Here is a 23,602-nt window from a genome sequence, read left to right on the forward strand (position 1 = left end):
GTGTACGGCTTGGAGGACGGGTTGGTTGTCGACGAGTTCGGTGAAGGTGTCGACGAGCCATTGACCGACGGCGGGGGTGTACTCGCTCGGCTTGAGCACGACGGCGTTCCCGGCGGCCAGCGCGTACGCCACGGTCGCGATCGGCCCCTTCACCGGATAGTTCCACGGCGAGATCACGCCGACCACTCCGTACGGGCGGTATTCGAGGCGCCCGGCGAACTCGGCCACGACCAGGCGCGACGGCACGCGGCGCGGGCCGAGGACGCGCCTGGCGTTGCGGGCCGCCCAGTCGATGTGCTCGATCGCTCCCGCCGTTTCGACGATCGCCTCGGCGACGGGCTTGCCGCCCTCCCGGTGGGACAGGTCGGCGAGTTCCTCGATCCGCCGCGCCAGCACCGCCCGCCAGCGCAGCAGGCGCCGGCGCCGTTCGGCGAAGCCCAGCCCCTCCCACCAGCGCCCGGCCTCGGCGCCCCGCTCGACCGCGCGCTCCACGTCCGCCCTGGTCGCCACCGGAAAGCGGCCCACCTCCACCCCGGTCGCCGGGTGCGTGGAGATCAGCTCGCCGGCTTCGATCACGGGTAGGCCGGGAACGCGAACGCTCGTCATGCGCGGAGTGTAGGTCGGTACGGGCAGTTCGCCCGTCCGCGAATATGCGCGGCCGTCGCGCCTGGCAGCAAGTCCCAGGCCCGGCAGGCGGCCGGGGCTCGGCTGCCGGCCCGGCCGCATGCCCGGGCCGGGGTCGCCGCCGGGCCGGTCCCCGGCTAGTGCGGGTCGGCCGCGCCGGTGGCACCGCCGCCGACGTTGGCGTCCGAGAGCCGCGCGATCGTCGCCGTGGCCCGCCGTACCGTCCGCATCGGACCGGCCGGAATCACGTCGTCGAGGAAGCCGTACCGGCGGGCCACCTCGGCCTCGGTCGACTCGGCGTGGTGCCGCTCGGCCCGCGCGCGGGTCGCCCGCCACCAGTCCGCGATGTCACCCCAGCCGGGCGCCGACAGCGAGCCGCCGAAGTGCTGCACCGAGAGGGCGGCGACCAGGTTGGCGAAGGCGAGCCGACGGTCCAGCGGCCAGCCGGCGAGCGTACCGGTGGCGAAGCCCGCGCCGAAGACGTCGCCGGCGCCGGTCGGGTCGAGCGCGTCGACCGGTACGCCGAGCGCCGAGGCGGTCTCGCCGGTGCCGGAGTCCACCGCCATCGCGCCGTCGGAGCCGCAGGTGACCACGACGACCGGTACCCGCTCGGCGAGCCGGTGCAGCGCCTCGCGCGGCGTGTCGGCGCGGGTGTACCGCATCGCCTCCACGGAGTTCGGCAGGAACGCGTAGCAGTCGCTCAGCACGGCGAGCGCCTCGGCCGGCCAGGTGGCGGTGGAGTCCCAGCCGACGCTGGCGAAGACGAGAGTGCCCGCCTCGCGGGCCCGCCGTACCCAGGGCATCGGCTCGTGCCCGAGCCCGAGGAACGCGCCGCGCGCCGGGGGCAGCTCGCCGACCAGGCCGTCGGCGTTGAGCGGCGCCGGATGCCCGTGCGTGACCATGCTCCGGTCCCGGTCGTACGCGAGGGAGACGGTCACGGGGGAGTGCCAGTCGTCGAAGCGCCGCGACGCCGACAGGTCGATGTTCTCCTCTTTCAGCGTCTGCCAGCAGAAGTCGCCGTAGACGTCGGAGCTGAGCGGGGTACCCAGCCCGGTCCGCAGGCCGAGCCGGCTCGCGGCGACGGCCAGGTTGGCGATCCCCCCGGGGCAGGAGCCCATGCCCAGCGTGAAGACCTCGGTCCCCGGTGCCGGTACCGCGTCCAGGCCGGTGAAGATGATGTCCAGGTAGACGGTACCGGCGACGAAGAGGTCGAGACGGTCGTCGCTCGCGCGGTCGATGCGGTCGGACATTCGGCGATCATCCATCGGCGGGACGACCAGTGCAAATATGCTCGGCCGTCGGATCGGGGAGGGAGTGCGACGTGCGACTGGTGATCGTCGGCGGTGGCGGGTTCCGGGTACCGCTGATCTATCGGGCCCTGTTGCGCGAGCGCGGCCCGGCGCGGCCGACCCGGGTCGTCCTCTACGACCCGGACCCGGTCCGGCTCTCCGTCATCACCGCGGTGCTGCGCCAACTCTCGGCCGAGTCCACGGGAACGGCCGGATCGCTGGAAGCGGACGGGGCGGCGGGAGTGGGCGGGGCGGCGCCGGAGGTGACGGCCACCGGAGACCTGCCGGCCGCCCTGACCGGTGCGGACGTGGTCTTCGCTGCGCTGCGGGTGGGCGGGGTGCGCGGCCGTACCGTGGACGAGCGGGTGGCGTTGCGAGCCGGCGTCCTCGGGCAGGAGACGGTCGGTGCCGGTGGCATCGCGTACGGGCTGCGTACCGTGCCGGTGCTGCGCCGGCTCGCCGAGCTGATCCGCGAGCGGGCGCCCCGGGCGTGGACCATCAACTTCACCAACCCGGCCGGCCTGGTCACCGAGGCGATGGCCGAGGTGCTGGGCGACCGGGTGATCGGCATCTGCGACTCCCCGTCGGCGCTCGCCGGCCGGCTGGCCCGCGCGCTGCGGGTCGTACCGGAGCGGCTGCGGGTCGACTACGCCGGCCTGAACCACCTCGGCTGGGCGCGGCGGGCCCTGGTGGACGGGGTGGACCGGCTCGGTGAACTGCTCGCCGACGACGCGGCACTCGACTCGTTCGAGGAGGGCCGGGTCTTCGGGGCGCAACGGCTCCGCCGGCTCGGCGCCGTGCCCAACGAGTACCTGCACTACTACTACGACACCGAGGCCGCGCTGCGGTCCGTCCGCGCCGCGCGGCAGACCCGGGGCGAGTACCTGCGCGACCAGCAGGAGCGCTTCTACGCCGCCGCGGCGGCGCGGCCGGATGCCGCGCTGGCGCTCTGGCGGGACGCGCTGGCGCGGCGGGAGGAGAGCTACTCGGCCGAGGTGCGCCGGGCCACCGGCGGCGGCGAGCGGGACCGGGACGACGTCGTGGCCGGCGGGTACGAGAACGTGGCCGTGCCGCTGCTCGCGGCGCTGCGGGGTACCGCCCCGGCCCGGCTGGTGCTCAACGTGCGCGGCGGCGGCGCCCTGCCCGGCCTCGACGCCGGTGCCGTGGTGGAGCTGCCCTGCCTGGTCGACAGCAACGGCGCGCAGCCGCTGGCCGCCGCCCCGCTCGGCGAGCCGGAACTGGAGCTGGTCCGGCGGGTGAAGGCGACCGAGCGGCTGACCATCGAGGCGGCCCGTACCGGCTCCCGGAGCCTGGCCGCCGAGGCGTTCGCCGCGCACCCGCTGGTCGGGCCGGCGGTGGCCGAGCGGCTCGTCGCCGACTACCGGGCCGCCTCGCCCGAGATCGCCGAGGTGCTGGCCCGCCGGTAACATGATCGTTTCTCCCGGCCCGGGTCGGGACGGATGCACCTAACATGGCCAGCGACCCTCGGCTCGATGGGCGACCGGGGGGCGGCGAGCACCCGAGGCGATGGACAAAAGAGAATATGGCGAACAGCGGCAACCGCGGGGATTCTCGGCTGCGGCCGATCCTCACGCCGGATGAGCACGAGACCCGGCTCGCCCGCGGCGACATCTTCGAGCGTGGCGGCTACCTGGTGTGGCCCGGATGCAAGCTCAGCCAGCTCGTGCACCGGCGGCCGGAGGGCATCACCGCCCACCAGTGGAGCTCCGCCATCCGAGCCCGCTTCGACTTCGTCGTCTGCGACGCCACCGACTACACACCGTCCTTCGTGGTCGGGTTCGACGACCCGGCCCGGCGTACGGCCGGGGACCAGCGTGGCGACCGGATGACCAACGCGGTCTGCGAGGCGGTCGGCCTGGCGCTGGTGCGGATCGAGTCCACCGCGCTGACCGCCGCCGCGCAGGGGCGGCGGATCGTCGAGTATCTGCTGGACGCGGTCGGCTACCGGAACGCGGGCCTGCTCGACCCGGACGAGCCGGCCTACCCGGACGAGCTGTCGCCGGGCGGGGCGCTGGGCTACCGCGACATCATCGGCCGGCTGCCCGACGGGCGTACCGGCTTCGTAAACGACCTCGGCGCGGTCGCGCGGGCCGCCGCCGTCGACGCGTACGCGAGCCGGCGCCTGGCCGATCCGATCATCCGTGGGTTGCACGCCACCTGGAAGAACGGGCCGGCCGAGGGCTGGGGCTGGGCGGAGGTGCGCGACGGCGACTGCCTCTTCGAGCGGGTCCGGATCTGGCAGCACCGCTTCTCCTGCGGAGTCGATCCGGCCCGGCTCGCCGAGGACCTCGCCGCCGCCGCGATCGGCGAGCGGCTGATGCTGCTCGACCTGGCCGAACCGGAGCTGGTACCGCGCCAGGAGCTGAGCCGCGAATTCGAACTGCTCCGACAGCGGCGCGACGAGATGGAGACGGAATTCGCCTTCGACCATCTGATCTTCGAATAGCGGCAATCGGATTTTCGCCTCCGGGACCGGGCGGAACAATTGCGCCGCGGTCGCCGGTACGGGTGCGAACAACGCCGTAGCGGGCCGGACGGTGGCATTGGCGCGGGTCGTGCCGGTACCGGCGGTAACGGCACCCCGGGGGTCCGAACCGGCAGCAACCACGCGTACGGCGTGGCCGGGCGCTGGGCACGCGAGCGGCATCGGCGCTACCCTTGCCGGGCATAGCGAGCGAAAGCCTCGCCGAGCGCGGTGACGGTACGGGAGCGGCCGTTTCGGGTAGGAGGCGGGCGCCGCCCCGCCCCGTGGACCACCCCCTTCACGCCTGTCCCGAGCGGCCTCAGGGGCCCGGATCAACCCGGGTGTGTACTTGTTTCACGTATGCCGCCCCAGCCCTGACCTGCGCATCTACTGTGACATTCGACGGCAGTAGCCGATTGCGGCCATTCGTATTGTTCGGGGCCGCGTAGCCATGTCCTGTATCGAAAGAGGGAAAGGCTAACTCGATGTCCGAGTACTACGGAAATCAAACCGATCCCGGCGAAAAGCCGGCGCGGAAGAAGAGACGGCGGACGCGGCTGGTGGTCGCGGGGGCGGTCGTCGTCGGCGGCCTGGTGGCCGGCGGGGCGACCGTGGCCGGCGTGGGCGGGGGCGTGTCGGACCTGGATCTGACGGGCCTTTCCACGATGGTGGTCAGTGGCGACAAGAGCGACCCGAAGGTCGACCCGGCCAAGGACGAGTCCAAGGATCCGGCCAAGGAGGACCCGAAGGGCAAGGACGAGTCCAAGGACCCGGCCAAGGAGGACCCGAAGGGCAAGGACGAGTCCAAGGATCCGGCCAAGGAGGACCCGAAGGCCAAGGAGGACCCGAAGGGCAAGGACGACCCCAAGGGCAAGGACGACCCGAAGGATCCGGGTAAGTACGACCCGAAGGACCCGTCCAGCAAGGGCGACAAGTCCGACAAGGACAAGGGCAAGTACGACCCGAAGGGCGACAAGTCCGACAAGGACAAGGGCCGGAGCTACTACCCGGGGCAGGACCAGGCCGGCCGGAAGGACAAGGACAAGGCCAAGGACGACAAGGTTAAGGACGGCCAGGCCAAGGACGACCAGGTGAAGAAGGTGCCCTGCGACCCGGACAAGCTGATCACGGAGATCGTGCTTGCCAACGCCGACAGGGGTGGGACGTTGGAGCTCGCGTCGCAGTGCACCTACAACCTGGCGGCGAACAACCTGGTCACCTCGCTGCCGCCCATCGTGCAGCCGATCACCATCGCGGGTGGTGAGGCAACCAAGATCGTTCGCTCGGTCAGCCTGACCCAGTTCCCGACCCGGCTCTTCCAGGTCGCCAACGGGGGCGAGCTGACCCTTTGCAACCTGACGGTCCTCGGTGGCCAGCAGGTTGGGCCCGCCCCCGCCGCCGGCGGCGGAGCGATCCTCGTGCAGGCCGGTGGCGAGTTGAACCTGGTCGAGACCACGCTCGCCAACAACACCGCCCAGGGTCCCGGCGGGGCGATCCAGAACTTCGGCACGACGACCATCAGCAAGAGCCTGCTGGCCCGCAACAGCGCCACCGGCGCCGGTGGCGCGATCAACAACCAGGGGCTGCTGAAGATCGATGATTCGCAGCTCAACTACAACAACGCCACGGGCAACGGCGGCGCGGTGCAGAATCTCGCCGGCACGGTCATCGTCACGAAGTCCGAGATCAAGGGCAACCACGCGGCCGGCAACGGCGGCGGTGTCGCCAGCGGTGTCGCCGGAGCCACGACGACCACCACGGTCGAGGACAGCGCGATCTCGGAGAACACGGCCACCGGCAACGGTGGTGGCGTGAACACCGCCGGCACCGACAGCACCACGCTGCGGCGTACCAAGGTGCGGTTGAACAGCGCCGGTGCCGGTGGTGGCGTCGCCACGACCGGGACGGCGACCGCGGTGGTGGCGGACGAGAGTGAGATCGACTCGAACACGGCGACCACCGGCAACGGCGGCGGCCTGCTCAACGGCGGTGGTGGAATCGTGCTGCGGGGCAGCGAGGTCATCTTCAACCGGGCGCTCGGCCCGGCCTCGTCCGGCGGCGGCAGCTTCAACACCGCCCCCGGGTCGGTCACCCTGACCAAGTCCCGGGTCATCGAGAACACCTCGACGGTTCCCGCGGATGGCATCTCGGGCGCCGGTACGGTGACGGCCGACCACGAGACCGTCATCGTCAAGAACCGGTCGACCAACTGCCTGACGGCCTTCGCCATTCCGAACTGCTTCGGCTGACCCGACCGCCTGACGGTGGGGCAACGAGCAGCAGATAACGGGTAACCGCCTCCGGTGTCGTACGCGGCCGGTCGATCCGACCGGACCGGCGCGGCACCGGAGGCGTACCCGTGCGGCGGATCCCGGGCCCGTCCCGGTCGCCGGTTCACCCGTCCCGCCCGGCGGGCTCACCCGCCGCGCCCGCCCCGCTCGGCCGGCTGGCTCACCCGCCGCAGCCGGCCGGTCCGGCCGGGTCGTCGGCCCGGCCACAGTGGTAGACCTCCCGCACCTCACCGGCGACGTCGGGGATCCGCTCCACCCGCATCAACGCGATCCGCTTGGCCTCCGGCCGCCCCGAGTCGGGCGGAAACCGGATCAGGCCGGAGACGCCCGGATATCCCTGTCCCGCGTTCTGCCGCAGCACCTCGGCGTGGACCCCCACCGGGTTCACGGCCCGGGGCTCCCACGGCTGCTGCGGGCTGGCGTGCCGCAGCCGCGCGGCCAGGCTCTCCACCGCGCGGACCACCATCATCGCGGCGTCGTAGGCGAGGCTGACCCGCTCGCCCACCGGTGGCGCCGTACCGTCGACGCAGCGCGGCGGGTCGAGCAGGTCGGCCGCGCGGATCCAGTTCAGGAAGCTGCCCCGGCCGTTGTCGCCGGCCGCGCTGGCCCGGGCCAGCGCCGCGCAGGTGGCCAGGGACGCCTTCGACACGTACGTGAGGGGGATGTTGCCGGGCGCGGTGGCGCGCAGCCCGGGGTTGGCCATGTACCGGTTGACCGAGTCGTCGGCGAGCAGGTGGCGCGGCGGGTTGGCGCCGCACTTCTCCAGCTCGCGCAGGAACCCGTCGAACTCCGACCAGCGGCCGGCGAAGAAGAGCAGACCGGGGTAGCCGCACTCCTGGGTCAGGTGGCCGCCGGTCTGCCACGGCTGCGGCGGCGCCAGGCCGTCGCCGAACCGCTGTCGCAGCGCGTCGACCAGGGTGTCCACGTAGAGGTCGTCGGCGCGGGAGCTGCCCTCCCCGGTGGTGTAGTACACGTGCGCCTCGCCGACCCGCAGCACCTTGCGGGCGTACTCCGCCACGAGCGTCGCCTGGTCCGCGTTCGGCGCCGACATCTGGAGGTAGAGCTTGGACTGCTGGTCGATGCCGTCGGCCGAGAGCGTCGGCGCGAGGGCGGGCAGGCCGATCCGGTTGAGGTCCCGCAGCGCGTCGACGGTGGCCCGCCGGCTGTCCACCAGCCCGACCACGCCGAGCAGCGTCGGGTCGTCCCGGGCCAGCTCCGCGAGCATCCGTACGGTCCGGGTGGCGTAGCGCATCTGCCGGCCGCCGTTGGCGACCACCACCCGGAGCAGCGCCGCCCCCTCCGCGCCGGCCGACTCCTTGAGCAGCGCGTACTGCACCGCGGCCATCCCCTCCAACTCCTCGCGTTCGGAGACGTACGACTCCTCGCCGGGACCGGTGAGGGTGCCGGTCAGCGTGCCGAAGTAGACCAGGGTGAGGTACGGCCGGCGCCGCTCGCTGGCCTCCCACTCCTTCTCGGCGGCGGCGTTCTGCTGGAAGATCCGCTCCTGGACGCTGCGCAACCGGGGCTGGCCCGGATTGAAGACGTGCGCGGCGCTGTCGCTGTAGCCGATGCACTCGCCGTCGACCAGCTCGACCGAGATCCGCCCGGCGAACGGTCGCGGATGACAGCCCACCCCCCAGCGGGCGCCCACCCAGAGCGCCCCGGTCGCCACCAGGACGAGGGCGAGCGCCACGGCCAGGACGCGCCGGGCCCACCACGGCGGGTCGGGCGCGACGAAGCCGACGGGGCCGCCGCGCGGCTGCGGCCCCGCCACCGGCCCGTCGAGCCCCAGCACGATCAGCCAGGCGCCGGGCCGCCGCAGCCGGCGGGTCTCCGGCAGTACGTCGGCCCACTCGTCGTACGCCTCGTCGGCGTCGGTGAGCGGGCGCGACTGGGGCAGCTCCGGCGGCGCGGTATCGCCCACGGCGACCACGAGCAGCGGGTCGTTGCGCCCGGTCTCGTTGCGTACGTCGCCGAGCAGCCGGACGATGGTGTGCCCGGCGTCGCCGGGTGCCACGTTCGCCAGCACCAGCATGGGATAGGCGGTACGCCGCCAGCCGGCCAGCCGCCACGGTGGGCGCCGGTACGCCTGCCGCAGGTCCTCCAGGAACGCGTGCAGCAGCAGCTTGTTGACCTGTTCCGGCTGCTCGCCGTCGCGCCAGCCGGCGGTGAGGCGCTCGGCGAAGCCGAGGAAGGTCGCCGACTGCCGGGGCGCCAGGTACTGCTGGCGCATGAACCAGCGGTAGTGGCGGCCGAGCAGCGGTATCCGGCCGGAGATCGCGGCGCGGAACAGGACGCTGGGAATGGCCCGGCGGACCAGCCAGAGCAGGAACTGGGAGGCGGTGGCGACCATGTCGCCGCCACCACCGCCGGCGGTGGCCGCGAGCGGATCGGTGGCGGGCCGGGGCCCGTGCCGGTCGCGCAGGCGCCGGACCAGGGCCGCCCGGCTGTCGTCCAGGTCGAGGCCGTAGACCAGCGACTGGTGCATCAGCCAGTCCGCCAGCGGGTAGTGCCGGAACCGCAGCCGCTCCCCGCCGAACGCCTCCAGCGACAGCTGCCGGTAGATCGCCCGCAGCGTCGTCGGTACGTCGTTCTCCGGCTGCGCCGCCACGTCGATCAGTACGTGCGGTACCCGGCGCCGGTGGCCCTGGGTCGCGGCCCGGCGCAGCAGGGTGGTCACGTCGGCGGCGTCGCCGGAGCGGACCAGCCAGAACAGGGGGAGGCGCCGGTCGGTGCGCCGGGGCCGGCGCAGCAGCCGGGCGAGGAGGGCGAAGAACTCCTGCCCGCCGGCGGGGAGCCGGATCCGGTCCGGCGCCGGCTGATCCTGGGCGGCGAGGCCCGTCATCGCACACCTCCACCGTGGCCGAGCGTGACTTAACAGATGACCACAGTGTTCATCGCGGCGGCAATAGCCGGTCCGGAGGAGGCCTACGGCGGTTTTGCCAGGGAGAAATCGGGTTCGAGCGTTTTGCCCGGCCATGCGCGATATGTTCAGGCCCGAGGTTGGCGGGGGCGGGCGTCGCGGGCGCGCGTCCGGAGGGGACGGATGATGGTTGCCGTTGGCTACACGCTGCTCTGCGAGCAGAGCGGCCCGACGGAACTGATCGACTACGCGGTACGGGCCGAGGAGGCCGGCTTCGACCAACTGTTGATCTCCGACCACTACAACCCGTGGCTGACGGAGCAGGGACACTGCCCGTACACCTGGTCCGTGCTGGGCGCGGTCGCGCACGCCACCGGCCGGATCGAGCTGATGACGTACTCGACCTGCCCGATCCGCCGCTACCACCCGGCCGTGGTGGCGCAGAAGGCCGCGACCATCGGAGTCATCTCCCAGGGGCGCTTCACCCTCGGCCTCGGCGCCGGGGAGAACCTGAACGAGCACGTGGTCGGCGCCTGGCCGCACGTGGCGCAGCGGCACGAGATGTTCGAGGAGGCCGTGCAGATCATCCGGCCGCTGCTCGACGGCGAGGTGCTCAGCTTCTCCGGCAACCACTACGAGGTGCCCGAGGCGTACCTCTGGGACCGGCCGGAGCGGCCCGTACCGATGGCCATGGCCGCCTCGGGGCCGGAATCGTGCCGCCTCGCCGGCGAGTACGCCGATGGGCTGATCGCCGTGCAGCCCGAGCCGCGACTGGGCGAGATGTTCGACCGGGCCGGCGGCGCCGGCAAGCCGCGGTACGGCCAGCTCGCGGTCTGCTACGGCACGGACGAGGCCCACTGCCGCCAGGTGGTGTACGACCAGTGGCGGTGGTTCGGGCTGGGCTGGAAGGTCATGGCCGAGCTGCCCGAACCCCACTCCTTCGCCGCCGCCAGCCAGTTCGTCCGGGAGGAGGACGTGGCCGCCTCGGTGCCCTGCGGGCCCGACGTCGACGCGCACGTGGCCGCGTTCAAGAAGTTCGTCGACGCCGGCTTCACCCACGTCGGCCTGGTCCAGGTCGGCAACGGCGGCCAGCGCGAGTTCCTGGACTGGGCGGGCCGCGAGTTGCTGCCCCGGCTCCGCCGGCTGTAGCCAGGTCACGAGCCCGCGCGGCCGACGCCGGTCCCGCCACGCCGAAGGTCCCGCCAATTCGGAGGTCTCGTCACGTCGGGCTCGCGCGACGAAGATCGTGCTACTGCCCGCATGCAGGGGCCTCGGCGCGCCGGGGAAGGCCCTGTTTCCGGGCGGTAGCACGATCTCGCGACGGGCACGATCTCGCGACGGGCCGGACCGCGCGGCGGGCTACGGCGCGGTGAGCACCACGGGGCCGTCGGCGGTGACGGCGATGGTGTGCTCGGCGTGGGCGGCCCGGCTGCCGTCGGCGGTGACGACGGTCCAGCCGTCCGGGGCGGTACGGCAGCGCCGGTCGCCGCCCTCGACGAACATCGGCTCGATCGCGATGACCAGGCCCGGGCGCAGTTCGAAGCCCTGGTGGGGGCGGCCGGTGTTGGGTACGAACGGCTCCTCGTGCATGGCGTGGCCGACGCCGTGCCCGCCGAGCCCGTCGGGTTGCCCGTACCCGGCCTCGCGGGCGACGGTCTCGATGGCGTGCGAGATGTCGCCGATGCGGGCGCCGGGCCGGGCGGCGGCGATGCCGGCCGCGAGCGCCCGCTCGGTCGTCTCGGTGAGGCGCCGGGCGGATCCGTCGATCTCGCCGATTCCCACGGTGATCGCGGCGTCGCCGTGGAAACCGTCGAGTTCCGCGCCGAAGTCGATGGAGAGCAGGTCGCCGTCGCGCAGCACCCGTCGGTCGGGGATGCCGTGCACGACCGCGTCGTTCACCGAGAGGCAGAGCACGCCCGGGTACGGCGTCGGCGCCCAGGACGGGTGGTAGTCGCGGAACGACGACTTCGCCCCGGCGCTCGTGAGCATCTCGTCGGCGAGCGCGTCGAGGTCGCTCAGCCGTACGCCGGCCCGGGCCGCCGCGGCGACGGCCGCCAGGGTACGGGCGACGATCCGGCCTGCCTCGCGCATCACCGCGATCTCGGCTTCTGATTTCAGCTCGACCATGCCCGGTATTTTAATACCAGCACGAGTGCCGACACCCCGTCGACCGCGGACGAACGCGCGCGCGGCCCGCCCCTCGGGCCGGCGCCGCGACGAACCGGCGGCGCGGTCGCCGGTGCGCGTGCCGGGTTCGGCCCGAGGCGGCCGCCTCCGCCACGCGATCGGCGGCGGCCGGGTAACGACGGGCAGCACGGCCCGTCCCCGCGATCTAGGGCAAATCCTCGTGATTGGAGATCAACTCACGAGGATTTGCCCTAGATCGCCGGGGGGCTACGGCTGGAAGCGGTACCCCATGCCCGGCTCGGTGAGCAGGTGGCGCGGCCGGGCCGGGTCGTCCTCCAGCTTGCGGCGCAGCTGGGCCAGGTACTGGCGCAGGTAGTTGGTCTCCGACTGGTACTGCGGACCCCAGACGTCGTGCAGCAGTTGGCGCTGGCTGACCAGCCGGCCGGGGTTGCGGACCAGGATCTCCAGCAGGTGCCACTCGGTCGGCGTCAGCCGTACCTCCCGCCCGTCGTCCCCGCGCACGGTACGGGCGGCCAGGTCGACCGCGTACCGACCGACGGTCACCACGGGCGGGGTCTCGCCGGAGCCGCTGGTCCGCCGGGCCACCGCCCGGACCCGGGCGAGCAGCTCGTCGACGCCGAAGGGCTTGGTCACGTAGTCGTCCGCCCCCGCGTCGAGCGCGGCCACCTTGTCCTGGCTGCCGGCCCGGCCGGAGAGCACGATGATCGGGATGTTCGTCCAGCCGCGTAGCCCCCGGATCACCTCGACGCCGTCCATGTCGGGCAGGCCGAGGTCCAGCACCACGAGGTCGGGCGGATGGCTGGCGGCCAGGCGCAGCGCGGCCGTACCGTCGCCGGCCACCGCGACCTCGTACCGGCGGGCGCGCAGGTTGATCTGTAGCGCCCGCAGGATCTGCGGCTCGTCGTCGACCACCAGTACCCGCGTCATCTGCTGCCTCCCGCGTTCTCGGACGGCTCGGTCGAGGGGAGGCTGAGCACCATGGTGAGCCCGCCGCCCGGGGTCTGTTCCGGCACGAGGCCGCCCCCCATCGCCTCGGCCAGCCCCCGGGACAGCGCCAGGCCGAGACCGACGCCGGCGTGGTTGTCCCGGTCGCCGAGCCGTTGGAACGGCAGGAAGACCTGCGCCCACTCGCCCGGCGGGATGCCCGGCCCCTGGTCGACCACGCGCAGCTCGACCTGCCCGCCGTGCTCGCTCGCGGTCACCAGCGGCGGCCGGTCCGGCGGGCTGAACCGCAGCGCGTTGGCGACCAGGTTCACCAGCACCCGCTCCAGCAGCCCCGGATCGGCCCGTACCGCCGGCAGGTCGGTGGCCAGGCTCACGCGCACCGGGCGCGCCGCCTCCCCGAGTTCGTCCAGGGCGTGCGACACCGCGTCCTCGAGCCCGAGCGCCACCAGCGACAGCCCGAGCGCGCCGGCCTGCAACCGACTCATGTCCAGCAGGTTCGCCACCAGCCGGGCGAGCCGGTCCAGCGACTCGTCGGCGGTGGCGAGCAGCTCGTCCCGGTCGGCCTCGTCGAACTCGACCTCGGGGCTGCGCAGGCTGGTCACGGCCGCCTTCGCCGAGGCAAGCGGGGTACGCAGGTCGTGGCTCACGGCCGCCAACAGGGCCGTACGCATCCGGTCGGCCTCGGCCAGCGGCCGGGCGGTGGCGGCCTCCTCGGCCAGCCGCTCCTGCCGCAGGGCCACCGCCGCCTGCGCCGCGAACGCCTCGACGATGCGCCGGTCCCCGGCGGCGAGGACCCCGCCCCGCAGCACCAGCGAGAGGTCCTCGTCGACGCGTACCGTCACGTCCCCGGCGGCGGGGGTGCCGCACTGTTCGGCGCCGACGCCGGCCGCGATCCGCCACGCCCGCGGGTCGCGCTGCCGGTCCGGCCCGGACTGCGCCTCGGGCACCCGTTCCAGCAGGGTGACCGAGGTGAGCCCGAAGGTCTCCCGGAGCCGCTCCAGCAGCGCGGTCAGCGGGCGGCCGCCGCGCAGCACGCTGCCGGCCACGCTGGCCAGTGTCTGCGCGTCGGCGCCGGCCTGCGCCGCGTCCCGGGTACGCCGCGCGGCGAGGTCCACCACGGCGCTGACCGCACCGGCGAGGACGAGGAAGACCGCCAGGGCCAGCAGGTTCTCCCGCTCGGCGATGGTGAAGGCGTGCACCGGCGGGGTGAAGAAGTAGTTGATCAGCAGGGACCCGCCGAGCGCGGCGAGTAGCGCCGGCCAGAGGCCGCCGACCAGCGCCACGGTGATCACCAGGGCCAGGAAGAGCAGGATGTCGCTGGTCAGCGAGAGGCTGTCCGCCGCGAGCCGGAGCAGGTACGTCAGCAGCGGGATGCCGCCGACCGCCAGCGCGAAGCCGGCGACGCGGCGGCGGCGGGAGAGCGCGCTGGTGGGCCGGAGCGGTCGCCGCCCCCGGCCGATCTGCTCGTGCGTCACGAGGTGCACGTCGATCGGCCCGGAGTGCGCCACGGTGGTGACCCCGACGCCGGGGGAGAGGACCTGGGCGACCCGACCCCGGCGGCTGGCGCCCAGCACGATCTGGGTGGCGTTGACCCCGCGCGCGAACTCCAGCAGCGCCGCGGGGATGTCGTCGCCGGCCACCTGGTGGTACGTCCCGCCGAGGCTCTCCACCAGCGCCTGCTGGCGGGTCAGCTGGGTGGGGTCGGGTCCGGCGAGCCCGTCGCTGCGGGCCACGTGCACGGCGAGCAGCTCGGCGCCCCGGGCGGTACGGGCGGCGATCCGGGCGGCCCGGCGGATCAGCGTCTCGCCCTCCGGGCCGCCGGTCAGCGCGACCACCACCCGCTCGCGCGCCTCCCAGGTCTCGCCGATGCCCTGCTCGGCCCGGTAGCGGTCGAGCTGGTCGTCGACCTTGTCGGCGAGCCAGAGCAGCGCCAGCTCGCGCAGGGCGGTGAGGTTGCCGACCCGGAAGTAGTTGCCCAGCGCCGCGTCGACCTTGTCGGGACGGTAGACGTTGCCGTGCGCCATCCGCCGGCGCAGCGCCTCCGGGGTCATGTCGACCAGCTCGACCTGCTCGGCGCCGCGGACGACCTCGTCCGGTACCGTCTCCCGCTGCGCCACTCCGGTGATCTGCTCGACCACGTCGTTGAGGGACTCCAGGTGCTGGATGTTGACCGTGGTCAGCACCTCGATGCCGGCGTCGAGCAGTTCGTGGATGTCCTGCCACCGCTTGGCGTTGCGCGAGCCGGGCACGTTGGTGTGGGCCAGCTCGTCCACAACGGCCACCTCGGGGTGGCGGGCCAGCACCGCGTCGAGGTCCATCTCGGTGAACTCCGCGCCCCGGTAGGTGACCGGGCGGCGGGGCACGGTCTCCAGGTCACCGAGCATCTGCGCGGTGTGCTTGCGCCCGTGTGTCTCGACGAACCCGACGACGACGTCGGTGCCGCGCTCCCGGCGGCGGTGTGCCTCCTCCAGCATCGCGTAGGTCTTGCCCACGCCGGGGGCCGCCCCGAGGTAGATCCGCAGCTGACCGCGTGTCACGTCGTATCCCGTCGTCGTCCAGGGGGAAGGGGCCCTGTCCTCGCCCTCTGTACCACAGGGGCCCCTTCCCGACCGTTCTCAGCCTCGCGCCGGCAGTGGAAAATCACGGTCCAGGGCGAGGTTGAGCTCCAGTACGTTCACCGCCGGCTCGCCCATGAAGCCGAGCGCCCGGCCGGCGGTGTACCGGTCGACCAGCCGCCGTACCGCCGCCGCGTCGGTGTGCCGCTCCCGGGCGACCCGGGCCAGCTGGAGATCGGCGTAGGCGGGGCTGATGTCCGGGTCGAGCCCGCTGGCGCTGGCGGTCACCGCGTCGGCCGGTACCGCCGGGTCGGCCGGCGCGTTGCCCCGGACCGGGGTGACCACCCCGGCCGAGAGGTCATCACCGATCCTGGCGCACTCGACCGGCACGCCGTCGAAGGTCGCCAGGAACGGGGTCGCCGGGCAGGCCTGGTTCAGGCTGACCGCGCGGGTGACGGGGCCGGTCAGGCCGTCCCGGTGGAAGACCGCGAGCACCGCGCCGACGCCGTCCGGGGTGCAGAACGGCCGGCTGCCGTCGACCCCCTCGCGTTCGCCGACTTCCTTGCTCCGCGAGCAGACCTGGGTGAGCAGGCTCTGGGTCGCGTCGTCCGGGTTCTCGGCGAGCGTGTCGACGACGCTCTCCGGGCCGAGGTTGCTGGCGGCGGTCGAGGTCGGGTCGTACCCGTCCCCGGCGGCCGAGGGTCGGCTCTGGAAGTACCCGGGCAGGGCGTTGCCGTCGGCGTCGGTGAAGGACTGGCCGATGAGCCGGCTGCCGACCACGGTGCCGTCGGCGGCGCGGACCAGCGAGCCCTGGGCCCGGTCATGCAGGCCGGGTAGCTGCGCCACCGCCGTGATGACCAGCGGGTACGCCAGCCCGAGCGCCACGGTGGCGACCAGGATGGCGCGGAACGCGGCGAGATGCTGGCTGAGCCAGTTGGGGAGTCGCATCAGGAGATCCCTGGGATGAACTGGATGACGAGGTCGATGATCTTGATACCGATGAACGGGGCGACGATGCCGCCGAGCCCGTAGACCCACAGGTTGCGCCCCAGCAGGGCCGAGGCGCTGCTCGGCCGGTACCGCACGCCCCGCAGGGCGAGCGGGACCAGCGCGATGATGATGATCGCGTTGAAGATGACCGCCGCGAGGATCGCCGACTCCGGGCTGTGCAGCCGCATGATGTTCAGCGTGTCCAGGCTCGGGTACACCCCGGCGAACATCGCCGGGATGATCGCGAAGTACTTCGCGATGTCGTTGGCGATGGAGAACGTGGTCAACGCGCCCCGGGTGATCAGCAACTGCTTGCCGATCTCGACGATCTCAATCAGCTTCGTCGGGTCGGAGTCGAGGTCGACCATGTTGCCGGCCTCCTTGGCGGCCGTGGTGCCGGTGTTCATCGCCACCCCGACGTCGGCCTGGGCCAGCGCCGGCGCGTCGTTGGTACCGTCACCGGTCATCGCGACCAGCCGACCGCCCTCCTGCTCCCTCTTGATCAGGGCGAGCTTGTCCTCCGGGGTCGCCTCGGCGAGGAAGTCGTCCACCCCCGCCTCGTCGGCGATCGCCTTGGCGGTACGCGGGTTGTCGCCGGTGATCATCACGGTCCGGATGCCCATCCGGCGCATCTCGTCGAAGCGCTCGCGCATGCCGGACTTGACCACGTCCTTGAGGTGGATCACCCCGAGCGCGCGGGCCGGCCGACCGTCGACGCGCTCGGCGACGACCAGCGGGGTGCCGCCGCTGCCGCTGATCCCGTCGACGATGTCGCCGATCTGCTCGGTGGGGTGGCCGCCGTTGTCGCGTACCCACTTCATCACCGCCGCCGCGGCGCCCTTGCGGATCTGCCGCAGCGAGCCCTCGCTGCCCTCGTCGACGGTGACCGTCTCCGGGCCGAGGTCGACGCCGCTCATCCGGGTCTGCGCGGTGAACGGTACGAAGGTGGCGTGCGGGATCAGGCCCGCCTCGCGCTCCCGCAGCCCGTACCGGTTCTTCGCGAGCACCACGACCGAGCGCCCCTCGGGGGTCTCGTCGGCGAGGCTGGAGAGCTGGGCCGCGTCGGCCACCTCGGCCGCCTCGACCCCCTCGACCGGGACGAACTCGGCGGCCTGCCGGTTGCCGAGCGTGATCGTGCCGGTCTTGTCCAGCAGCAGGGTGTTCACGTCGCCGGCAGCCTCGACCGCCCGGCCGCTCATGGCGAGCACGTTGCGCTGCACCAGCCGGTCCATCCCGGCGATACCGATCGCGGAGAGTAGCGCGCCGATGGTGGTCGGGATGAGGCAGACCAGCAGCGAGACCAGCACGATGCCGGTGACGCCGTCGCCGTTGATGGCGGCGGTGTCCGGCGCGGCGGCCTGGAAGTGCTTCGAGAAGATCGCCAGCGGCTGGAGCGTCACCACGGCCAGCAGGAAGATGATGGTCAGCGACGCGAGCAGGATGTTGAGGGCGATCTCGTTCGGCGTCTTCTGCCGGTTGGCGCCCTCGACCAGCGCGATCATCCGGTCGATGAAGCTCTTGCCGGGCTGCTGGGTGATCCGTACGACGATGCGGTCGGAGAGGACCTTGGTGCCGCCGGTGACCGCGCTGCGGTCCCCGCCGGACTCCCGGATCACCGGTGCCGACTCGCCCGTGATGGCGGACTCGTCGACGCTCGCGATCCCCTCGACCACGTCGCCGTCACCCGGGATGAACTGGCCGGCCTCGACCACGACGACGTCGCCCATCGCCAGCTCGGGGGCGGCGACGGCCTCCTCCCGGTACGCCCCGGGCCGGGCGCCGGGCGACCAGCCGACCAGCCGGGTGGCGACGATGTCCTTGCGGGCCTGCCGCAGGGTGGCCGCCTGCGCCTTGCCGCGCCCCTCGGCGACGGCCTCGGCCAGGTTGGCGAAGAGCACGGTCAGCCAGAGCCAGACCGTGATGGCCCAGGCGAAGAAGGTCGGGTCGGCGACGGCCAGCACGGTGGTGAAGACCGCGCCGACCTCGACGATGAACATGACGGGGTTGCGCCAGAGCGTCCTCGGGTCCAGCTTGCGCAGCGCGTCGGGCAGCGAGCGGAGCATCTGTCCGGGGTCGAGCAGTCCGCCGCCGACCCGCCCGAGGGATCTGCCGCCGGCGGGCCCGCCGGAGGGGGCGGGTGCCAGGGGAGTAGCAGTCATTTCTTCTTTCCTCAGATCTTGTTTCCGCAGCGGTGCTCTCACAGGCCCTCGGCCAGCGGGCCGAGGGCGAGCGACGGCAGGAAGCTGAGCGCGACGAGGATCAGGACCACGCCGACGACCATGCCCACGAAGAGCGGCTTGTGGGTCGGCAGCGTCCCGTCGGTGGCGGGTACGGGTTTCTGCCGGGCCAGCGAACCGGCCAGGCCGAGCACGAAGATGATCGGCAGGAACCGGCCGAAGAGCATGGCCAGGCCGAGCGCCGTGTCCCACCAGGGGGTGTTCACGGTGATGCCGGCGAAGGCCGAGCCGTTGTTGTTGCTGGCCGAGGTGAACGCGTAGAGCACCTCGGAGAGCCCGTGCGGCCCGACGTTGAGCGCCGTGGAGTTGTTGCCGGTGGCGAAGGCGGCGGCGGTACCGATCAGGACGAGCGCCGGAGTGATCAGGAAGTAGATCGAGGCGAACTTGATCTCCCGAGCGCCGATCTTCTTGCCCAGGAACTCCGGCGTCCGGCCGACCATCAGGCCGGCGACGAAGACCGTGATCACGGCGATGATCAGGATGCCGTAGAGGCCGGAGCCGACACCGCCGGGGGCGATCTCGCCGAGCTTCATGTCGAGCATCGTGATCATGCCGCCGAGCGCGGTGTACGAGTCGTGGAACGAGTTCACCGCGCCGGTCGAGGTCAACGTCGTGGCCGAGGCGAAGGTGGCCGAGTTCGACACGCCGAACCGGACGTCCTTGCCCTCTATCGCCGCGCCCACGGCCTGCGGCACCGTACCGTGGCCGGACAGCTCGAAGACGTTGATCAGCGCGATGCTGCCGATGGCGAGGATCGCCATCACCGCCGCGATCGCGTACCCCTGCCGGTTCTGGCCGACCATCCGGCCGAAGACCCGCGGCAGGCTGAACGGGATCAGCAGGATCAGGAAGATCTCGAACAGGTTGGTCCAGGTGGTGGGGTTCTCGAACGGGTGCGCGCTGTTGACGTTGTAGAAGCCGCCGCCGTTGGTGCCCAGTTCCTTGATCACTTCCTGGCTGGCGACCGGACCGCCCGTGAGGTGCTGGGTCGCGCCCGCCACCGTCGCCGCGTCGGTACCGCCGGAGAGGTTCTGCACGGCGCCGCCGGCGATCAGCACGATCGCGCCGACCACCGCGACGGGGAGCAGGATCCGGATCGTGATCCGGGTCAGGTCCACCCAGAAGTTGCCCAGCCGCTCGCTGCGGCTGCCGGCGAAGCCGCGTACCAGGGCGACCGCGACCGCGATGCCCACCGCGGCGGAGACGAAGTTCTGCACCGCCAGGCCGGCCATCTGCACCAGATGGCCCAGGGTCGACTCACCTGAGTACGCCTGCCAGTTGGTGTTCGTGACGAACGAGACCGCCGTGTTCCAGGCGACGTGGGTGGTGACCGGGTCGAAGCCGAGCGAGAGCCAGAGCTTGTCCTGCAGCCGCAGGAACGCGTACAGGAACAGCACCGAGATCAGCGAGAAGGCCAGGACGCCGCGGGCGTACCCGCCCCAGGTCTGCCCGCCGGCCGGGTCGACGCCGATCAGCCGGTAGATCCCCCGCTCGACCCGGCTGTGCCGGGTACCGGAGACCACCCGGTACAGGTAGTCGCCGAAGGGCCGGTAGGCCGCCACGACCAGGGCGACCAGCACCACTATGAAGATCACGCCCGCGGTTGTCGTACTCATCTAGAAACGCTCCGGGAACAGCAGGGCGGCGACCAGGAAGACGGCCAGGACGGCCGCCACGATCAGGCCGACCAGGTTGACCACGTTCACAGCCGTTCCACCGCCCGGACGAGCAGTGCCATGGCCGCGAACAGTCCCACTGTCAGCAGCACGAACAGGACGTCGATCACCGAACGTCTCCTCGAAGTCGGAAGGGGCGACAGCAGCGGCCGGCTGGCGGCCACGGATTCATGGAAGCGCGCCCGACCTGTGGCGGTGACGTGTTCTGACGTTCTCGCTACGCCCGTGGCCGGCTTCTTGACGCCCCCTTGACGGGGATCCAGATGGACGCGCGCTCCGGCGCAGTGGCCCGCGTCACGGAGGCGCGGAGCGCGCCCCGGGGTACCGGGGGCGTAGCTTGGTGCGGCTGTGATCAGGCCGGTCCGCGGCGTCCCGCCGTCGGGACGGGCGAGTTCGGCGGTGCCACCGGGGAGAGGATCGATGGAGACCACGGAGGACCTCGCGGTACCGGCGGTGGTGGAGACTCCCCGCCCGCCCCAACCGGACGGCCCCCTGGCCCGGTGGCTGCTGCGGCACCAGGTGCAGCCGGTCGGGCCGGCGGCCGGGGAGGCCCACGCCGAGCCGCACGCCTGGTGGAAGGTGATGTGCCTCACCGGCGTGGACTACTTCTCCAGCCTGGCCTACGTACCGGCGATCGCGGCGCTGGCGGCCGGGGCCGTCTCCCCGTTGGCGACGCTGCTGATCGTGGCGCTGACGCTGCTCGGGATGCTGCCCATGTACCGGCGGGTGGCCCGGGAGAGCCCGCACGGCGCCGGCTCGGTCGCGATGCTGGAGGACCTGCTGCCGTTCTGGTGGGGCAAGCTCTTCGTGCTGGTCCTGCTCGGCTTCGTCGCCACCTCGTGGATCATCACGATCACCCTCTCCGCCGCGGACGCCTCCGTGCACGTGGTGGAGAACCCGTACCTGCCGGAGTTCCTGCACGGCCACCAGGTCGCCCTCACGGTCGCGCTGCTGCTGGTGCTCGGCGGGGTCTTCCTGCTCGGCTTCAGCGAGGCGGTCGGCGTGGCGATCCCGCTCGTTGCCGTCTTCCTCGGCCTCAACGCCGTGGTGGTGGTCGTCGGGCTGGTCGAGGTCTTCACCACCCCGGGCGCACTCGCCACCTGGGTCTCCGCCCTCGGCGACGGCGGCGGGGGGATCGGCGGGCTGGTCGGACCGGCGGTGCTCGCCTTTCCGCTGCTGGTGCTCGGCCTCTCCGGCTTCGAGACCGGGGTGAGCATGATGCCGCTGGTCGCCGCGGACGGCGCCGACGCCGAACAGCGGCTGGCCGCGCGGGTCCGCAACACTCGCCGGCTGCTGACCACCGCCGCGGTCGTGATGAGCGGGTACCTGCTGGCCAGCAGCCTCGTCACCACCGTGCTGATCCCGGCGGACCAGTTCCAGCCCGGCGGCGGCGCCAACGGCCGCGCCCTGGCGTGGCTCGCCCACGAACAGCTCGGCGAGGTGTTCGGCACCGCCTACGACCTCAGCACGATCGCCATCCTCTGGTTCGCCGGCGCCTCGGCGATGGCGGGACTGGTCAACATCGTGCCCCGCTACCTGCCCGGCTACGGAATGGCCCCCGAGTGGGGTCGGGCCGTACGCCCGGTGGTGCTGGTCTACACCGCGATCTGCGTAGTGATCACGATCGCGTTCGGCGCCGACGTCAACGCCCAGGCCGGCGCGTACGCCACCGGCATCCTGGCCATGATGGTCTCCGGCGCCTTCGCGGTCACGGTCTCCGCGTTCCGGCGCCGGCACCGCCCGGCCACGGCCGGCTTCGGGGTGCTGACCGCGGTGCTGCTCTACGCGCTGGTCAGCAACATCGTCGAGAAGCCCGACGGGATCGCCATCTCGGCCATGTTCATCGCCGGCATCATCGCCGTCTCGCTGATCTCGCGGGTCTCCCGCACCACCGAGCTGCGGGCCGACCGTATCGAGTTCGACCCGACCGCGCGGCGGTTCGTCACCGACTCGCTCGCGCACGACGCGGCGCTCAACATCATCACCAACCGGCGGCAGACCGGCGACGCCGCCGAGTACGCCGGCAAGGAGCGGGAACAGCGCGGCAACAACCCCGTACCGGGCGGTGCCGACGTGCTCTTCCTGGAGATCGACGTGGTCGACCCGTCCGACTTCAGCGACGTGCTGACCGTGCGCGGGGTGGAGGTCGACGGGTACCGGGTGCTGCGCGCCGGCTCCCCGGCCGCGCCGAACGCCATCGCCGCGATCCTGCTCGCGCTGCGCGACGCCACCGGCGTACGGCCGCACTGCTACTTCGCCTGGGCCGAGGGAAGTCCCCTGGTGCACCTGTTCCGGTACCTGCTCCTCGGCCGCGGCGACACCGCCCCGGTGGTACGGGAGATCATCCGCAAGGCCGAGCCCGACCCGGAGCGCCGGCCCGGCATCCACGTCGGCGGCTGACCGGCCTGACCGCCGGGTCGCCCCGCCGTCCGGGTGATCCGGCGGCGGGGCTTGACTTCGAGCGTACTCGAACTGAGAGGCTGAGCCGGATGCGCTGCAACCGGTGCGCGCCGGCCGGCGCCAGGCTGCCATCGGGTGCACGCCGTACCCGGAGCGGCGCCGCGACCGCCCGGAACCGCGCGCCGCGACGGAGGGAACGGCTGTGAAACTGGGCCTGCACTACTGGAACTACACCACCCCGCGCGAGCCGGAGCTGATCGCCCCGACACTCGCCCGGACGGCGCAGATCGCCGAGGAGGCCGGCGTCGCGTCCTTCACGGTCATGGACCACTTCTTCCAGATGGACGCGGTGGCGAAGGCCGAGGAGCCGATGCTGGAGGCGTACACCACGCTCGGGTACGTGGCCGCCCGGACCGAGCGGATGACGCTCGGCGTGCTGGTCACCGGCGTGATGTACCGGTACCCGGGGCTGCTGGCCAAGACCGTCACCACCCTGGACGTCCTCTCCGGCGGCCGGGCCCGGTTGGGCCTCGGCGCCTCCTGGTACGAGCGGGAGCAGCGCGGTCTCGGCGTCCCCGTGGTGCCGGTGGGCGAGCGGTTCGAGCGGCTGGAGGAGACGCTCCAGATCTGCCTGCAGATGTGGAGCGACGACAACGGCCCCTACCGGGGCAAGCACTACCAGTTGGAGGAGACCCTCTGCGTACCGGCGCCGCTGCGCCGGCCCCGCCCGCCCATCATGATCGGCGGGGGCGGGGAGAAGAAGACGCTGCTGATGGTCGCCCGGTACGCGGACTCGTGCAACGTCTTCGACATCGGCGTGGCCGAGGTGGGCCACAAGTTCGACGTGCTCCGGGCGCACTGCGAGGCCGAGGGGCGCGACTACGACAGCATCGAGAAGACCGTCGGGATGCGCCAGCCGGCCCTGGCCGACGTGGACGCCTTCCTCGCCAGCGTGCGCGCGTACGCCGCGCTCGGGGTGACCGAGATCCAGGTGATGGCGGACCGGCACCCGGTCGAGTTCATCGAGCAGATCGCCGAGCGGGTGCTCCCGGGGCTCGCCGAGATCGGCTGACGGATCGGGCCGTCGGGTGACCCTGGC

At 72.6% G+C, this 23,602-nt stretch carries 17 protein-coding genes; 6 read left to right on the forward strand and 11 right to left on the reverse strand.

The annotated features are described in order from the left end of the window. Positions 1-606, reverse strand: a 606-nt coding sequence (locus tag AB0J86_RS33080; RefSeq protein ID WP_363861610.1) for an aldehyde dehydrogenase family protein, incomplete at its 3' end; no start/stop codon positions are given. Positions 607-761: 155 nt separating this feature from the next. Further along, on the reverse strand, positions 762-1,874 hold the full coding sequence (locus AB0J86_RS33085; RefSeq protein ID WP_363861611.1) for a PfkB family carbohydrate kinase: 1,113 nt from the start codon (positions 1,872-1,874) through the stop codon (positions 762-764). A gap of 71 nt (positions 1,875-1,945) precedes the next feature. On the opposite strand from AB0J86_RS33085, the gene AB0J86_RS33090 reads away from it, so the two are divergent. The 3 genes from AB0J86_RS33090 (at position 1,946) to AB0J86_RS33100 (ending at position 6,647) form a co-directional block, all read left to right on the forward strand. After that, positions 1,946-3,340 (forward strand): 6-phospho-beta-glucosidase, encoded by a 1,395-nt coding sequence (locus AB0J86_RS33090; RefSeq protein WP_363861612.1) that lies wholly within the window; start codon positions 1,946-1,948, stop codon positions 3,338-3,340. A 116-nt stretch (positions 3,341-3,456) separates the two neighbouring features. Beyond that, the gene (locus AB0J86_RS33095; RefSeq protein ID WP_363861613.1) at positions 3,457-4,380 is read left to right on the forward strand and encodes a DUF2726 domain-containing protein; all 924 of its coding nucleotides are present in this window, start codon (positions 3,457-3,459) and stop codon (positions 4,378-4,380) included. A 503-nt stretch (positions 4,381-4,883) separates the two neighbouring features. Continuing rightward, on the forward strand, positions 4,884-6,647 hold the full coding sequence (locus AB0J86_RS33100) for a hypothetical protein (RefSeq protein ID WP_363861614.1): 1,764 nt from the start codon (positions 4,884-4,886) through the stop codon (positions 6,645-6,647). A 202-nt stretch (positions 6,648-6,849) separates the two neighbouring features. Here the strand turns inward: AB0J86_RS33100 and AB0J86_RS33105 are convergent, their stop codons facing one another. Then, positions 6,850-9,534, reverse strand: a complete 2,685-nt coding sequence (locus tag AB0J86_RS33105) for a hypothetical protein (RefSeq protein WP_363861615.1) — start codon at positions 9,532-9,534, stop codon at positions 6,850-6,852. A 204-nt stretch (positions 9,535-9,738) separates the two neighbouring features. On the opposite strand from AB0J86_RS33105, the gene AB0J86_RS33110 reads away from it, so the two are divergent. Next, entirely contained in the window at positions 9,739-10,701 is a 963-nt protein-coding gene (locus AB0J86_RS33110) for a TIGR03557 family F420-dependent LLM class oxidoreductase (RefSeq protein WP_363861673.1), read from the forward strand. A 210-nt stretch (positions 10,702-10,911) separates the two neighbouring features. Here the strand turns inward: AB0J86_RS33110 and map are convergent, their stop codons facing one another. The 8 genes from map to AB0J86_RS33150 all read right to left on the reverse strand — a co-directional run bounded on the left by map (position 10,912) and on the right by AB0J86_RS33150 (position 20,267). Next, positions 10,912-11,679, reverse strand: coding sequence for a type I methionyl aminopeptidase (gene map, locus AB0J86_RS33115; RefSeq protein ID WP_363861616.1), 768 nt, complete (start codon positions 11,677-11,679; stop codon positions 10,912-10,914). 267 nt (positions 11,680-11,946) lie between these two features. Next, positions 11,947-12,627 carry a response regulator gene (locus AB0J86_RS33120; RefSeq protein WP_363861617.1) on the reverse strand — a complete coding sequence of 227 codons (681 nt, stop codon included), beginning with the start codon at positions 12,625-12,627 and terminating at the stop codon, positions 11,947-11,949. Further along, positions 12,624-15,182 carry a DUF4118 domain-containing protein gene (locus AB0J86_RS33125; RefSeq protein ID WP_363861618.1) on the reverse strand — a complete coding sequence of 853 codons (2,559 nt, stop codon included), beginning with the start codon at positions 15,180-15,182 and terminating at the stop codon, positions 12,624-12,626. The genes AB0J86_RS33120 and AB0J86_RS33125 overlap by 4 nt, the downstream gene beginning before the upstream one ends. 78 nt (positions 15,183-15,260) lie before the next feature. Continuing rightward, on the reverse strand, positions 15,261-16,148 hold the full coding sequence (locus AB0J86_RS33130) for a potassium-transporting ATPase subunit C (protein WP_363861619.1): 888 nt from the start codon (positions 16,146-16,148) through the stop codon (positions 15,261-15,263). Next, positions 16,148-18,349, reverse strand: a complete 2,202-nt coding sequence (kdpB, locus tag AB0J86_RS33135; protein WP_363861620.1) for a potassium-transporting ATPase subunit KdpB — start codon at positions 18,347-18,349, stop codon at positions 16,148-16,150. The genes AB0J86_RS33130 and kdpB overlap by 1 nt, the downstream gene beginning before the upstream one ends. Positions 18,350-18,387: 38 nt before the next feature. Further along, a complete protein-coding gene (kdpA, locus tag AB0J86_RS33140; protein ID WP_363861621.1) occupies positions 18,388-20,043 on the reverse strand; it encodes a potassium-transporting ATPase subunit KdpA in 1,656 nt (551 codons plus the stop codon). After that, positions 20,044-20,133 carry a K(+)-transporting ATPase subunit F gene (gene kdpF, locus AB0J86_RS33145; RefSeq protein WP_363861622.1) on the reverse strand — a complete coding sequence of 30 codons (90 nt, stop codon included), beginning with the start codon at positions 20,131-20,133 and terminating at the stop codon, positions 20,044-20,046. Then, on the reverse strand, positions 20,130-20,267 hold the full coding sequence (locus AB0J86_RS33150; RefSeq protein WP_363861623.1) for a hypothetical protein: 138 nt from the start codon (positions 20,265-20,267) through the stop codon (positions 20,130-20,132). The genes kdpF and AB0J86_RS33150 overlap by 4 nt, the downstream gene beginning before the upstream one ends. Positions 20,268-20,523: 256 nt before the next feature. Here AB0J86_RS33150 and AB0J86_RS33155 point away from each other — a divergent pair, with 256 nt between their 5' ends. Together AB0J86_RS33155 and AB0J86_RS33160 are read left to right on the forward strand one after the other, a co-directional pair. Continuing rightward, on the forward strand, positions 20,524-22,503 hold the full coding sequence (locus AB0J86_RS33155) for an amino acid transporter (protein WP_363861624.1): 1,980 nt from the start codon (positions 20,524-20,526) through the stop codon (positions 22,501-22,503). A 202-nt stretch (positions 22,504-22,705) separates the two neighbouring features. Further along, positions 22,706-23,575, forward strand: a complete 870-nt coding sequence (locus AB0J86_RS33160) for an LLM class F420-dependent oxidoreductase (RefSeq protein ID WP_363861625.1) — start codon at positions 22,706-22,708, stop codon at positions 23,573-23,575. Positions 23,576-23,602: the final 27 nt, after the last annotated feature.

Source organism: Micromonospora sp. NPDC049559 (assembly GCF_040676675.1).
In the GTDB taxonomy this organism is placed as follows: Bacteria; Actinomycetota; Actinomycetes; order Mycobacteriales; family Micromonosporaceae; genus JBFAPK01.

What these genes read in the sequence shown, in the direction of transcription:
- AB0J86_RS33105 (WP_363861615.1), bottom strand. Translation starts at nt 9,534, where the DNA reads ATGACGGGCCTCGCCGCCCAGGATCAGCCGGCGCCGGACCGGATCCGG.
- AB0J86_RS33085 (WP_363861611.1), bottom strand. Translation starts at nt 1,874, where the DNA reads ATGTCCGACCGCATCGACCGCGCGAGCGACGACCGTCTCGACCTCTTC.
- AB0J86_RS33155 (WP_363861624.1), top strand. Translation starts at nt 20,524, where the DNA reads ATGGAGACCACGGAGGACCTCGCGGTACCGGCGGTGGTGGAGACTCCC.
- AB0J86_RS33095 (WP_363861613.1), top strand. Translation starts at nt 3,457, where the DNA reads ATGGCGAACAGCGGCAACCGCGGGGATTCTCGGCTGCGGCCGATCCTC.
- kdpA (WP_363861621.1), bottom strand. Translation starts at nt 20,043, where the DNA reads ATGAGTACGACAACCGCGGGCGTGATCTTCATAGTGGTGCTGGTCGCC.
- kdpB (WP_363861620.1), bottom strand. Translation starts at nt 18,349, where the DNA reads ATGACTGCTACTCCCCTGGCACCCGCCCCCTCCGGCGGGCCCGCCGGC.
- AB0J86_RS33130 (WP_363861619.1), bottom strand. Translation starts at nt 16,148, where the DNA reads ATGCGACTCCCCAACTGGCTCAGCCAGCATCTCGCCGCGTTCCGCGCC.
- AB0J86_RS33110 (WP_363861673.1), top strand. Translation starts at nt 9,739, where the DNA reads ATGGTTGCCGTTGGCTACACGCTGCTCTGCGAGCAGAGCGGCCCGACG.
- map (WP_363861616.1), bottom strand. Translation starts at nt 11,679, where the DNA reads ATGGTCGAGCTGAAATCAGAAGCCGAGATCGCGGTGATGCGCGAGGCA.
- AB0J86_RS33120 (WP_363861617.1), bottom strand. Translation starts at nt 12,627, where the DNA reads ATGACGCGGGTACTGGTGGTCGACGACGAGCCGCAGATCCTGCGGGCG.
- AB0J86_RS33100 (WP_363861614.1), top strand. Translation starts at nt 4,884, where the DNA reads ATGTCCGAGTACTACGGAAATCAAACCGATCCCGGCGAAAAGCCGGCG.